Raw genomic sequence first — 12,424 nt, forward strand, 5'->3', positions numbered from 1 at the left:
AATGAAACGGTATTACTCCGTTCCGAGCGTCGAGAACGCTCCGGAGGGGATGTTCGACTCCGGCCACCTCTGGCTGCTCGAAAAGGTCGACGGCGCGCTCTTCCGGTTTCAGCTCCGCGAATCGGGGCTGCTTCGATTCGGGGACCGAACCCGCGTCTACGACGATCCCGACGCGGTTCCGCCTCCGTACGAACACGCGGTCGACCACGTCCAACGCCGGCTCGGTCGCGAGGCGCTCCGAAACGCCGTCGACGACGTCGAGTCAGTCGTCTTTTTCGGCGTGTCGACCCACCGACGGACGATCGAGTACGACTGGGATCGGCTGCCGTCGTTTCTCGGGTTCGACGTGTACTCGACCGAGACGGAGGCGTTCCGACCGCCGGGAGCCACGCAGGGGATCTTCGAACGGCTCGGCCTCGAGCCGGTCAACGCGTTCGAGCGGGAGTTGCACACGCGGGACTTCGATCCCGAATCGTATTCGGTCCCGGATTCGGCGTGGTACGACGGGCCGGCCGCGGGCGTCGTCGTCCGCAACAAACGCGGCGGCCGGGCGATGCTCCGTCATCCCGCCGTTCCCGCGACCGGCGGCGAGCCGACGCCGATCCCGGACGGCGTCTCCGAATCGGAACTGGCCGAGCGGTACGCCACCGACTCTCGTCTCCGAGGAGTCGCGTCGAGGCTCGAATCCCGCGGCGAGGCGGTGACGTTCGAGACGCTGTACGATCTGGCGACGACCGAGATCGTCCGCGAGAAGCACCGACGGCTGCTTCACGGCGCGTCCTCCGTCGACATGTCGGCGTTCCGGTCGGCGGTGGCCGCCCGGGTCCGGTCGTTTCTGGACGAGACGCAGAGATAGCGCCGCCAAGACACGAGTAGAAACCGTTTTGTGTCCGACCCGACGAGATACTGACGGGAACCGCACGACTGCAAATCCGACTCGCCGGTCGATTGGCCGGCTTGGGATTGCGGTAGTGCTGGCGCGGCTGTCGCGACGCCCCCGTCGCGGCGACCTCGCCGTTGCGAGCGGTCCGTGCAGTTCCAATTCATACAGACAATGGCACGAATGCATTCACGCCGTCGAGGGTCGTCCGGTTCGGACCGCCCCACGGCAGACGAACAACCGGAGTGGAGCGACGTAGACGAAGAGTCGATCGAGGAGCGAGTCGTCGAGCTGGCCGAGGAGGGGCACGACCCCAGCCAGATCGGCCTGAAGCTCCGAGACGAGGGCGTTCAGGGCGTCCCGGTCCCCGACGTGAAGCTCGCGACCGGCAAGAAGGTCACCGAGATCCTCGAGGACAACGACGCGACCGGCGACCTGCCGGAGGATCTCCGGAACCTGATGGAGCGCGCGGTCGGCCTGCGCGACCACATGGAGCGAAACCCCGGCGACGCTCAGAACAAGCGGGCGCTCCAGAACACGGAGTCGAAGATCCGCCGCCTCGTCGACTACTACCGCGGCGACAAGCTCGCCGAGTCGTTCACTTACGAGTACGACGAAGCCAAAGAGCTGCTGGAGTAATCCGATGTCGGCAGCCGGTCACCCGGAGGAAAACCGCCCCCGCGCCGCCGCGGCGCTCACCGACGCCGAATTCGTTCGGCTCGTCGGAACCGCCGACGGCGACGCGCTAGCGGCGGCCGGGCTCATCGCCCGCGGACTCGACGCCGTCGAGGTACCCTATCAGGTGAGCCTCGCAGCCATCCCTGACCCCCCGGCAACCGATGCCGACTGCACCGTCGCCGTCGGACACCCGACCGGTGACGTCGTCGTCGACGGAGACTCCCTCGCCCTCGAAGCTGCCGAGGTCGTCGCGGAGTTCGCCCCAGATTCGATCGATCCCGAACTCGCGCTGGCCGGCGCGGTCTGTGCCGGCGTCGAGCCCTCGGGTCGACTCCTCGAGCGGGCGGACCTCGATCGCCGTCCCGGCGTGGCAATCCCGACCGACGACCCGGTCGAGGGACTCGCCGGAACGACGCTCCTTCACGCGTCGTTTTCGGGCGACTGGCGGGCCGTCGAAGGGGCCCTCGACGCGCTCGACGACCCCGACGACCGCACGCTCGCCTCCTTCGCCGCGCTGTCGGCGATCGAGGACGCGCCCCCGCGGGCGGCCGAGGCCGTCGAGCGGATGCTTCGCCCGTACGTCACGGATCGATTCGAGACGCTCGGCGGCTTTGCCGACGTCCTCGACGCGCTCGCCCGGACACAGCCGGGAACCGGCGTCGCGCTGGCGCTCGGCCGCGAAGTCGAGACCGCGGCGATCGACGCCTGGCGCGCTCACGGTCAACGGGCGCACGCGGCGCTTCGGGAAGCCGACACGGGCCGATACGACGGCGTCTACGTCGTCCGAACCGACGACGGTTCCCCGGGACTGCTCGGCACCGTCGCCCGGCTGGGCTTCGCGTACCGCTCGCCGGAATCGATCGCGCTCGCCGTGACCGACGGCGCGGCCGCGGCCGTCGGCGAATCCGCGGTCGAGGCCCCGATCCGGGCGGCTGCCACGGGGCTCGGCGGTCGGACGACCGCGCGAGACGCCCACGGAACGGCGACCTTCGACGGAACGATCGCGGACTTCACCGCGGCGTTCAGGGGGGCGCTATGACCGACGACAGCCGCCGCGCGACGATTCGGACAGTCCACGAGCACCCCGACGTGATCGCCGCGGCGATCGCCCCCGACAACACCGACGAGATGTCGACGCGCGTCGAGTCCGACGGCTCCGATGGCGGGGCCGTCGTCACGACGATCCGGCGCGAGACGACCGGTGGGCTTCGGACGACGGTCGACGATTACGTTTCGAACCTCACAGTTGCACAGCGAATAACCGACACGACAATTCAATCATGAGCGAACGTTCAGTATCCAAGCGAAAACAGGAGAAACGATGGTACACCGTGATGGCCCCCGAGATGTTCGACCGGGCCGAACTCGGCGAAACACCCGCGGACGAACCGGAGATGGTGTACGACCGCACCATTCAGACCACCCTCGGCGAGCTGAAAAACGACCCGAGCGAGAACAACACGAAGCTCACGTTCCAGATTTCGGACGTCGGCAGCGACGCCGCCTACACCGATTTCGTCCAACACGAGCTCACCCGCGACTACCTGCGCAGCCTCACCCGCCGCGGTACCTCGAAGGTCGACGCCTTCGTCACCGTCCTGACGACGGACGACTACCGCGTGCAGGTCCAGCCCGTCGCCTACACGACGAAGAGCGCGGACCACAGCCAAGAGCGCGCCATCCGGAAGACGATGGTCGATCTGGTCGAGGAGGCCGCCGCCGAGCGAACCTTCGAGGGGCTCGTCGAAAGCATCGTCGAGGGACGGCTCTCCTCTGCGATCTACGGCGAGGCGAAGACGATCTACCCGCTTCGACGCGTCGAGATCCAAAAGACGCGCGTCGAGGCTAAACCCGAAGAGGTCGCCGCCGAGGAAGAGACGAGCGTCGACGTCGAGGACGACGGCGAGTAACCGCGTTTTCGAGCCGACGAGTTCTTTCGATCCACCACGGACAGCGGACGCGCTGGCGTGTTCGACGGTACCCGGATAATCAGTATAATATACGGCCGTCCCGACCGTCGGCGTATGCTCATCACGCTCGAGGGGATCGACGGGGGTGGCAAGACGACGGTTCGAGAGGCGCTCGAAGCGACGCTCGACGGTGAGAACGCCGTCTTCACCCGCGAGCCGACCGACTCGTGGTACGGCGACGCCGCCTATCGGTCGATCGACGACGACGACGCCGACTCGGTCGCGGAGCTGTTCTTATACACCGCGGATCACGCGGACCACCTCTCCCGCGTGGTTCGACCGGCGCTCGATGACGGGAACATCGTCGTTTCCGATCGATACTCCGACTCCAGATACGCGTATCAGGGCGCGACGCTCGCCGGCACGATCGATGAGCCGATGAAATATATAAAGGCGATCCACGATCCGTTCACCCGGCCGCCGGACGCGACGCTGTATCTCGACGTGCCGCCGGAGGTCGGTGCCGAACGCGCCGGCGCGACGAACAAGTTCGAGACCGCGACGTATTTAAAGACGGTTCGGGCGAACTACGAGCGGCTTATAAACGACGAGCCGGATCGGTTCCACCGGATCGACGCGACGCGGTCCGAGGACGAGGTCGTCGAAACGGCGCGCGAGATCGTCACGGACCTTCTCGCGTAGCTCGCTCGGTGTGACTCCACCCGAACATATATACTTCGAAACGGCGGACATTGAATGAAAATGTCTACCGAAGTTGCTCCAGACGTTCACCAACAGCGACTCGCTCACTCAAAAGTCGTTTACCTGACCGAGGCGAACCTGCTGGTCGACACCGGTCCCGAGTCGGAGTGGGACGGCCTCACGGAGTTCGTCGCCGAACGGGGCGACGTCGATCGGCTGTTCGTCTCCCACAATCACGGCGATCACGTTGGCAACGTCGAGCGGGTGATCGAGACGTACGATCCCGAGGTGCTCGTCCCCGAGAACGAACCGCTCGACGACGTGGACTTCGGCGGTGCCACCGTGACCGAGGTCGCCGACGGCGACGAGATCGCCGACGGCGTCACCGTCGTGGAGGTTCCGGGCCACACCCAGGGGATCTGCGGGCTCCATCTCCCCGAAAAAGCGCTGTTACTCTGTACCGATATCTTGGACGGGTCGGACCGTCGCGGGCTCCCGGCCGGATTCCTGCTGCCGCCGCCCGCGATGTACACGTGGGATAGCGGGCAGGCGGAGACGAACCTCGAAACGCTGCTGTCGCTGTCGTTCGACACCGCGGTCGTCACGCACGGCTCGAACGTCGACGAGGAGCCCCGCGGGAAGCTCGAAGCATACCTGGACTTTCCGAACCACTACCGGAAAGACCTCCTCGCGGAACTCTCCTGAACGGCGACGGCGAGCGTTCCGCCCGTGTCGCTACGACTTTGACCCCCTGGTCCGTTCACCCGGTATGCACCGCGTTATCGGCGAACGCGACCCGAGCGAGATGGACGGCGAGTTGGCTCGGTCGCTCCTCCGATCGATGGTCCGCGCTCGCGTCTTCGACGAGCGGGCCGTCTCGCTCCAGCGACGCGGATGGATGAGCGGCTATCCGCCCTTCGAGGGCGCGGAGGCCTCACAGGTCGGCGCGGCGACGGCGATGGCCGACGACGACGTGCTCGTTCCGACGTATCGGTCCAACGCGATGCAGTTGACCCGCGGCGTCCCGATGGCGGACGTCCTCCAGTTCCGGCGCGGTTTCCCGGAGTACGGCTCCGGACACGACATCCCGGTCTTCCCGCAGTCGATAACGATCGCCACGGGCATCCCGCAGGCGGTCGGGATCGGGATGGGCGCGGCGTATCGCGACACCGACGAGGCCGTGCTCTGTTACTTCGGGGATGGCGCGACGAGCGAGGGCGACTTCCACGAGGGGTCAAACTTCGCCGGGGTCTTCGACGCACCGGTCGTCTTCTTCTGTGAGAACAACGGCTGGGCGATCTCGACGCCTCAAACCCGACAGACCGCGAGCGAGACGATCGCGGGGAAGGCCGACGCCTACGGGATCGGCCGAAAGCGCGTCGACGGCAACGATCCGATCGCGGTGTACGAGACCGTTCGGGAGGCGCTCTCGGCCGCTCGCGCCGGCCTGCCGGTGCTCGTCGAGAGTCTCACGCACAGGCGTGGTCCGCATACGACGAGCGACGACCCGAGCCGGTATCGCGACCGCGCGTCGTTCCCGGAGTGGCGGACGGCGGACCCGATCGAGCGGTTTCGGGAGTACCTCCGGGGCGGCGACGTTACCGATGCCGACCTCGTCGAATCCGTCCGATCAGAGGCCGAGGCCGAACTCGACGCGGCGATTCGCGAGGCGGAGCGAGCGACGCGGGACCCGGACGATCTGTTCGAGTGGACCTACGCCGAGTCGACGCCGGTGCTCGATCGGGAGCGCGAGGCGGTTCAGGAGCGGTTGGACCGCCATGGCGATCCGTACGCCGACGAAAACGAGTAGTTCGATCGACCAGCGCTACTCGAGGCAGATGTACGTCTTCGTGTCCTCGACGTCTTCGAAGCCCCGAATTCGAGTCGCCACGGAGTGGATAATGTCGTACACCTCCTCGGCCTCGGCCTCGACGATCACGTCGAAGTTTCCGGCGACGACGTTCGCGATAGTGACGTGATCGAGTTCGCCGAGTCGGTCGGCGAGCGCTTCGGCGTGTCCTGTCCCGGCTTTCACCATAATGAACGCGCGCAGCATGAATGTGAATACTTGCCACACATGAAAAGTCTTTGCCGGGTCGTCGTTCATCCCCCGTCGTCGGTGGATGCGGCAGCCGATCGGAGTTCGACGACCGCCCCATCCACCGCCCTCTCTTCGCTCACGAGCAACTCTACAGGCGGAGCAGGCCGAGTGCCTCGGGGCTTGACCCCGGGGCGGTTCATCGAGACGTTGTACGCTGTGGGGTAAACCGTTGCGAATTGGGTTATATACAAATGATCGAATCTCGCCGCAATTGTGTGGTTTACCATTGCTCGCGTCCTTGCGACCGCTTCGACCCACGCGTGTGTGTGAATGAGTAACATTCTTGGGTGCAGTCGCCATAGACTCTGACATGAGATTCGTTATCGTGGGTGCCGGGCGAGTTGGAATGCGAACCGCGCGCGTCCTTCGCGAAGAGAGTCACGAGGTCGTCATCGTCGACCCCGACGTGACGAAGGTCGAGCGACTCGCCGACGCGGGGTTCGAGGTGATAGCAGGCGACGGGAGCGACGAGACGACGCTGCTCGACCTCGAACTCGACGATATCGACGGGGTCGCGGCGCTGTCGGGCGATCTGACGGTCAACTTCATCGCCTGTATGGTCGGCAAACGACACGAGTGTCGAACCGTCCTCCGGGTCGACAACGACGACCACGAGTACATGATCGGAAAGTACGCGGGCGACGTCGACGAGGTGATCTACCCCGAGCGACTCGGCGCGATCGCCGCGAAGAACGCCCTCGTCGGCGGGAGCGTCAAGGCGGTCGCCGACATCGCTCACAACCTCCAACTGGTCGAACTCACCATCACGCCCGGTTCGCCGATGCGCGGTTACTCGCTGTCCGAGCTCGAACTTCCCGCCGACTCCCGCGTGCTCGCCTTCGGCAAGGACGGCGATCAGCTCCAACTGCCCGACGCGGACGCCTCCTTGGAGGTCGGCGATAGAGTCGTCGCGATCGCCGACTTTGGCGTTCTGCGCGAGGTCGAGCAGATCATCGTTGGCGAGTCGGGGCGCGCGCTCGCGCAGGGAGGAGCCTGAGATGGTCGTCGCTTACGTCATGGTCAAAGCCCACACGGGCGAGGCGGGGCGACTCCGAGACGAGATCGCGGCGATCGACGGCGTCGTCTCGGCGCACATCGTCGCCGGCGACATCGATATCATCACCAAGGTGGACGTGGAGTCACCGGCCGACGTCAAGGACATCGCGGCCGACGCGATTCAGGCGCTCGACGGCGTCGAGGATACGCACACCTACATCGCGATGGGATGATTCAGTCGCGCTGCCGGGACTACACGCGATCGGTTCGCTCACGGATCGCCGTAATCCGCAGTTATAATATTTTAGCTACCGAATAACAAGGTGGTCGGAATCGGTTCGACCAACTGGGGGATACATTATGAACGGAATACAAGACGGTGTTGCGATCGTATCGGGTGCGAGTTCGGGGATCGGACGGGCGACGGCAAAGCGGTTCGCGACGGAGGGCGCACAGGTCGTCGTCGCGGACATCGACGCCGAGGGCGGCGAGGAGACGGTCTCGCAGATCGAATCCGACGGCGGAGACGCCGCCTTCGTCGAAGCCGATGTGACCGACGAGGCCGATGTCGAGACGGTCGTCGAGACGGCAGTGGAGACGTACGGTGGGCTGGACTTCGCGTTCAACAACGCCGGCATCGAGGGGGCGACGGCATCGACGGACGAACAACCGATGGACAACTGGAATCGCGTGATCGACATCAACCTCGAGGGTGTCTTCTTAGGACTGCGCGAGCAGATCCCCACGATGCTCGAACACGGCGGCGGGGCGATCGTCAGCACCGCGTCGGTCGCCGGGCTGTTAGGCTTTCCGAACCTCAGCCCGTACGTAGCGAGCAAACACGGCGTCATCGGGTTGACGAAGACGGCCGCCGTCGAGTTCAGCGGCGAGGGGATTCGGGTGAACGCCGTCTGTCCGGGTGTGATCAACACGCCAATGGTCGCGCGAACCAAGGAGGAGGATCCCGAGACGATGGAGGCGACGATGGCGGCGACGCCGATCGGTCGGCTCGGAGAACCCGAGGAGATCGCCTCGGCGGTCGTGTGGCTCTGCTCGGACGACGCCTCGTTCGTGACCGGCGAGTCGCTCGTCGTCGACGGCGGCTTTTCAGTCCAGTGAGCTAGTCGTCGCCGGCGACGGACTGTTGCTCTCTTGGCCCGCCGGGATGTCCCTCGTGTGTCACCGCACGACGGAGGAGTTCCTGCGAGATCGCCGGCACGTCGGCGTCGGTGACCGGTCCGAGTTCCTCGATTTCGTCGAGGCCCCTCGGGAACGCTCGGAGGTCGTAGTGGTTACCGATGCCGCAGCGGGCGCCCTCGCCCATCGCGGTCGGGATCTGGTTGTGTCCAGGCGTGATGTCGCCGACGGCGTAGACGCCGTCGACGTTCGTGCGGCCATGGTCGTCGACGGCGATCGTCCCGTCGTCATTCAACTCGACGCCGAGCGATTCGGCGAGATCGGTGTTGTAGTTCGACCCGTACATCGGGAAGCCGCCGCGGTACTCGCGGACGCTCCCGTCCTCGAACTCGAACGCCGAGAGCCAGCCGTCGTCGTCCTTCCGTATGCCGACGATGTCATCGTGGACCACGTCGATCGGGTGGTTCTCGAGCATCTCGGCGGTCTCGTCGGACCACTCGATCTCGTCGCCCCGTGTGAGGATGTCGACGTCGGGGGTGAAGTTTAGCATGATCATCGCGACGTGCGCTGCGGCGTCGCCGGTCCCCATCACGAAGACCGACTCGTCGACGAACATGTACGCATCGCAGTGCAGACAGTAGTGCAGACCCTTTCCAGTCCGAGGAAGTGGAGGGTCCGGACGCACGTCAGAGAAGCCGGTCGCGAGAACGATGTGGTCGGTCGTCACCTCGACGTTTCCGGCGGTGACGCGATACCCCTCTCCGTCGGTTCCGATCGGTTCGATCTCGCTGACGTAGTCCTGAAAGTAGTCTGCGCCGTACGATTGTACCTGCTCGATCGCCGCCGCGAGGAACTCGTTACCCGACGTTTCCTCGGTCACGCCGATGACGTTGTGGGTGTCGAGCATCATCGCCGCCCGTCCGCCGCCGCGGTTTATTACCGCGGTGTCGTGCCCGAGTCGGGTGGTGTACAGCGCCGCGGTCAACCCGGCAGGCCCGCCGCCGACGACCGTCACCTGATAGTGGTCTGTCATCGACACTATCTACCGCGCCAATCGGCTTAATTCCCCGGCCGGTGTGTTTCGGCAGCGAACGACCGTCTCGCGCGCCGAGTTAACCGTGGTACCTCGTCACACCCTGAAGGACAGGTGATATAAGTGATGAACTCCTATATTTGGCCGTACCACTCGCGCCAGGGGGGACATCCCCCGCTGTGGGACAGGGATACCATGACCAGTCGCGTATACAGACTTCATTCGACACTGGAACTGAAACTCGACGACGTTCACGAATTCTTCGACGGCTACGAGTTGCCCGTCGAGATCGAAGACGTCGAGGTGACCCGGCGGAACAACACGCTCATTGTCAGCGCCGTCGCCGCCGAGGACAACATTTCGAAGTACACGCCGACAGCACAGCTGAAGGCGAGCATCACGGAGAACAGACTCTACGAGACCGAAGACGGGTGGCAGGAGACGCCTCCCGAACCCGATATGGGCGCGTCAGTCGGCGACGGCGACGGGCCACAGTGGGGAAGCTTCAGCGACAGCGGCCAGGTGCAGGAGGAGCCGGAGATCAACTCGAAACTCGTCGAGTACGCCTGTTTTAAGGGTGATCGCGAGACGGTGCTGCAGAACACGGCTCTGCAGTATCCGATGTTCGAGGTCCTGTGCGATCTCGCCAAGTTCGCCGAGAAGGGAACGCTCACCGCGATCGCCGCCGTTGACGGCGATCTCGTCGCGGTCCGGATCGTCGACGGCGAGGAGCGGTCGGCGAGCGTCGAGGTCGTCGACGACCCCCGCGAGCGCGAATCGAAAAACACCGTCAACTGGCGCGACAACAAATTCATAAGCGGCTGATCTTCGACCGTCTCTGTGTCCTCACCGTACGTTAGCGGCTGCCACGAACGCCTCCCCTGACGCTCGCCAATCTGTAAACCGGTACTATAATTGTGGTTGACGATAGTCCCGAACCATGGTAAACGCAACATCGTCCACGGTCGATCTCGTCGGAGACGAAACCGCGCTCAACGTCGCACGTGCGGCGCTTTTGGCCGCGCTCTTGGGCGCCTTCGCGTACGTATCGTTCCCGTATCCGCTCTCACCGGCTCCGGTCACCCTGCAGGTGCTCGGCGTCTTCCTCGCCGGACTCTTTCTTGGTCCGCTGTGGGGCGGTGCGTCGATGGTGCTGTATCTCCTCGCCGGGGCACTCGGCGCACCCATCTTCTCGGGCGGCGGGGCCGGACTGGGCGTGTTGCTCGGGCCGACCGGCGGCTACCTCTTTTCGTACCCCCTTGCGGCGATCGCCGTTGGCGCGATCGCCCACGGTGGGATCGAACTCCGCCCGCTCGCCGATCGATCGGTTCCCCGACTCGTCGCCGGGATGGCGGCCGCAACCGTCGTGATCTACGGTGTCGGCGTCCCATTCATGTGGTGGAACCTCGACATGACGCTACGGACCGCCGTGATCACGGGCGCGGTGGTGTTCGTCCCCGCCGAGGCGGCCAAGATGGCGGCGGCGATCGGCATCGTTCGAAGCGACGCGATCCATGCGGAATGATCGAGGTCGAAGCCCTCAGCAGCAGACGCGGCGAGACGATCACCCTCGATGACGTCTCGATTCGGATCGACGATGGGGAAGCGGTCGCCATCGTCGGGGCGAACGGATCCGGCAAGACGACGCTCGTCCGTCATTTGAACGGGCTTCTCACCCCCGACTCCGGGTCGGTCACGGTGAACGGAGCGTCGGTTCTCGACGATCCCGTCGCCGCGCGTACCTCCGTCGGGATGGTGTTTCAGAATCCACGGGACTGCTTCGTCGCCGCGACCGTCGGTGCGGACGTTGCGTTCGGCCCGGAAAACCTCGGCCTTTCGCACGAGGAGATCGAACGGCGGGTTCGGACCGCGCTGTCGGCAGTCGATATGACCGATCACCGCGACGCTCGTATCGACCGACTCTCCGGTGGCCAACAGGCCCGCGTCGCCATCGCCGGGGCGCTCGCCATGGAGCCCGACCATCTCGTCCTCGACGAACCGTTCACCGGCCTCGACCATCCCTCACGTACCTCGGTTCTCCGACATCTCGAATCGCTCTCGAGGGGCGGAACGAGCCTGATCGTCGTCACCCACGATCTACGCGGTCTGAACCATCTCCTCGATCGGATCGTCATTCTCGTGGATGGCCGGGTCGAACTGGAAGTCGACGCCACCGACGACGATCGCCTGGCGGGATTCGGCATCAAACCGTGTTGAGCTACGAACCGGGCGATTCGTTCGCTCACCGACTCGACCCGCGTTCGAAACTCGCCGTACAGGGTGGGTTCGCGGCGGCGGCGTTCGCTTATACGACGCCGCCCGGGCTCGCCGGCTTGACGCTCATCGCGGCCGTCGTCTTGCTCGTCGCGCGGACCTCTCCCGGACGAGCGCTGTGGGAGTTCCGGTTCGTCTTCCCGTTCTTGCTTGCCGCCCCGCTCCTCGAGGGGCTCTCGTGGACCGACTGGTTCGTGGTCGCGGACGCGCTCGATCCCGCACTCGCGGGCTATCGGGTGCTACTGGTCTTGCTTGTGGCCGCCGCGTACGTCCGAACGACACCGGTTCGCGACTCGCGCGCGGCGGTCCAGTGGATCATCCCCGGTCGAACGGGCCGATTTCTCGGGATGGGTGTCGCGTTCGTGTTCCGATTTCTCCCCGTCCTACAGGCGGATCTCAGCCGGATTCGAGATGCACAGCGGGCGCGACTGGGCACCGAACGCTCGGTTCCCGCCCGGATGAGTACCGTGGTCGTCGCCGGATTCAACCGCGCGTTCGAACGGGCGGATCGACTCTCAATCGCACTCCGTGCGCGGTGTCTCTCGTGGAATCCGACGCTCCCGGCGCTCAGATTTTCGCGGTACGATGCGGGCGCGACCGTGATCGCAATCGTCCTCTTTGCGGTGAGCCTCCGCTCTGCCATCTGATTGACCGTTCCCGCCAAATCAACTCCGCGAAGGTGTGCCCCTATGTAACAAAACTTAAGCGCGTCC

17 protein-coding genes are annotated in these 12,424 nt (G+C 65.2%); 15 read left to right on the forward strand and 2 right to left on the reverse strand.

Going from position 1 to position 12,424, the window contains the following annotated elements; translation table 11 throughout:
• The first annotated feature begins 1 nt into the window (after position 1).
• The 8 genes from DM868_RS07360 to DM868_RS07395 all read left to right on the forward strand — a co-directional run bounded on the left by DM868_RS07360 (position 2) and on the right by DM868_RS07395 (position 5,980).
• Complete coding sequence (locus DM868_RS07360) at positions 2–856, forward strand: RNA ligase family protein (RefSeq protein ID WP_137276216.1); 855 nt, start codon at positions 2–4, stop codon at positions 854–856.
• 198 nt (positions 857–1,054) lie between these two features.
• Positions 1,055–1,519 carry a 30S ribosomal protein S15 gene (locus DM868_RS07365; RefSeq protein ID WP_137276217.1) on the forward strand — a complete coding sequence of 155 codons (465 nt, stop codon included), beginning with the start codon at positions 1,055–1,057 and terminating at the stop codon, positions 1,517–1,519.
• 4 nt (positions 1,520–1,523) lie between these two features.
• Positions 1,524–2,597, forward strand: coding sequence for a hypothetical protein (locus DM868_RS07370; protein ID WP_137276218.1), 1,074 nt, complete (start codon positions 1,524–1,526; stop codon positions 2,595–2,597).
• Complete coding sequence (locus DM868_RS07375; protein WP_137276219.1) at positions 2,594–2,842, forward strand: KEOPS complex subunit Pcc1; 249 nt, start codon at positions 2,594–2,596, stop codon at positions 2,840–2,842. Before DM868_RS07370 ends, DM868_RS07375 begins: the two co-directional genes overlap by 4 nt.
• Positions 2,839–3,468, forward strand: coding sequence for a 30S ribosomal protein S3ae (locus DM868_RS07380; RefSeq protein ID WP_137276220.1), 630 nt, complete (start codon positions 2,839–2,841; stop codon positions 3,466–3,468). Before DM868_RS07375 ends, DM868_RS07380 begins: the two co-directional genes overlap by 4 nt.
• A 114-nt stretch (positions 3,469–3,582) precedes the next feature.
• Positions 3,583–4,170, forward strand: coding sequence for a dTMP kinase (gene tmk, locus DM868_RS07385; protein ID WP_137276221.1), 588 nt, complete (start codon positions 3,583–3,585; stop codon positions 4,168–4,170).
• Between the two features lie 60 nt (positions 4,171–4,230).
• A complete protein-coding gene (locus DM868_RS07390; protein ID WP_170964450.1) occupies positions 4,231–4,875 on the forward strand; it encodes an MBL fold metallo-hydrolase in 645 nt (214 codons plus the stop codon).
• A gap of 64 nt (positions 4,876–4,939) precedes the next feature.
• Positions 4,940–5,980, forward strand: coding sequence for a thiamine pyrophosphate-dependent enzyme (locus DM868_RS07395; RefSeq protein ID WP_137276223.1), 1,041 nt, complete (start codon positions 4,940–4,942; stop codon positions 5,978–5,980).
• Positions 5,981–5,995: 15 nt separating this feature from the next.
• Here the strand turns inward: DM868_RS07395 and DM868_RS07400 are convergent, their stop codons facing one another.
• Positions 5,996–6,226, reverse strand: coding sequence for an Lrp/AsnC ligand binding domain-containing protein (locus DM868_RS07400; RefSeq protein WP_137276224.1), 231 nt, complete (start codon positions 6,224–6,226; stop codon positions 5,996–5,998).
• 355 nt (positions 6,227–6,581) lie between these two features.
• Here DM868_RS07400 and DM868_RS07405 point away from each other — a divergent pair, with 355 nt between their 5' ends.
• The 3 genes from DM868_RS07405 to DM868_RS07415 all read left to right on the forward strand — a co-directional run bounded on the left by DM868_RS07405 (position 6,582) and on the right by DM868_RS07415 (position 8,386).
• Positions 6,582–7,268, forward strand: a complete 687-nt coding sequence (locus tag DM868_RS07405) for a potassium channel family protein (RefSeq protein WP_137276225.1) — start codon at positions 6,582–6,584, stop codon at positions 7,266–7,268.
• Position 7,269: 1 nt separating this feature from the next.
• Entirely contained in the window at positions 7,270–7,500 is a 231-nt protein-coding gene (locus DM868_RS07410) for an Lrp/AsnC family transcriptional regulator (RefSeq protein WP_137276226.1), read from the forward strand.
• A gap of 127 nt (positions 7,501–7,627) precedes the next feature.
• Complete coding sequence (locus DM868_RS07415) at positions 7,628–8,386, forward strand: SDR family oxidoreductase (protein ID WP_137276227.1); 759 nt, start codon at positions 7,628–7,630, stop codon at positions 8,384–8,386.
• Between the two features lies 1 nt (position 8,387).
• Here the strand turns inward: DM868_RS07415 and DM868_RS07420 are convergent, their stop codons facing one another.
• The gene (locus DM868_RS07420; protein ID WP_137276228.1) at positions 8,388–9,437 is read right to left on the reverse strand and encodes an NAD(P)/FAD-dependent oxidoreductase; all 1,050 of its coding nucleotides are present in this window, start codon (positions 9,435–9,437) and stop codon (positions 8,388–8,390) included.
• A 195-nt stretch (positions 9,438–9,632) separates the two neighbouring features.
• Between DM868_RS07420 and DM868_RS07425 the strand changes: the two genes are divergently transcribed.
• The 4 genes from DM868_RS07425 to DM868_RS07440 all read left to right on the forward strand — a co-directional run bounded on the left by DM868_RS07425 (position 9,633) and on the right by DM868_RS07440 (position 12,358).
• Entirely contained in the window at positions 9,633–10,262 is a 630-nt protein-coding gene (locus DM868_RS07425) for a DUF7110 family protein (protein ID WP_137276229.1), read from the forward strand.
• Positions 10,263–10,377: 115 nt separating this feature from the next.
• Entirely contained in the window at positions 10,378–10,962 is a 585-nt protein-coding gene (locus DM868_RS07430) for a biotin transporter BioY (protein WP_137276230.1), read from the forward strand.
• The gene (locus DM868_RS07435; protein ID WP_137276231.1) at positions 10,959–11,654 is read left to right on the forward strand and encodes an energy-coupling factor ABC transporter ATP-binding protein; all 696 of its coding nucleotides are present in this window, start codon (positions 10,959–10,961) and stop codon (positions 11,652–11,654) included. The genes DM868_RS07430 and DM868_RS07435 overlap by 4 nt, the downstream gene beginning before the upstream one ends.
• On the forward strand, positions 11,648–12,358 hold the full coding sequence (locus tag DM868_RS07440) for an energy-coupling factor transporter transmembrane component T family protein (protein WP_137276232.1): 711 nt from the start codon (positions 11,648–11,650) through the stop codon (positions 12,356–12,358). The genes DM868_RS07435 and DM868_RS07440 overlap by 7 nt, the downstream gene beginning before the upstream one ends.
• The last annotated feature ends 66 nt before the right edge of the window (positions 12,359–12,424 follow it).

Origin of the sequence: Natronomonas salsuginis, assembly GCF_005239135.1 — an archaeon.
GTDB classification, from domain to species: domain Archaea; phylum Halobacteriota; class Halobacteria; order Halobacteriales; family Haloarculaceae; genus Natronomonas; species Natronomonas salsuginis.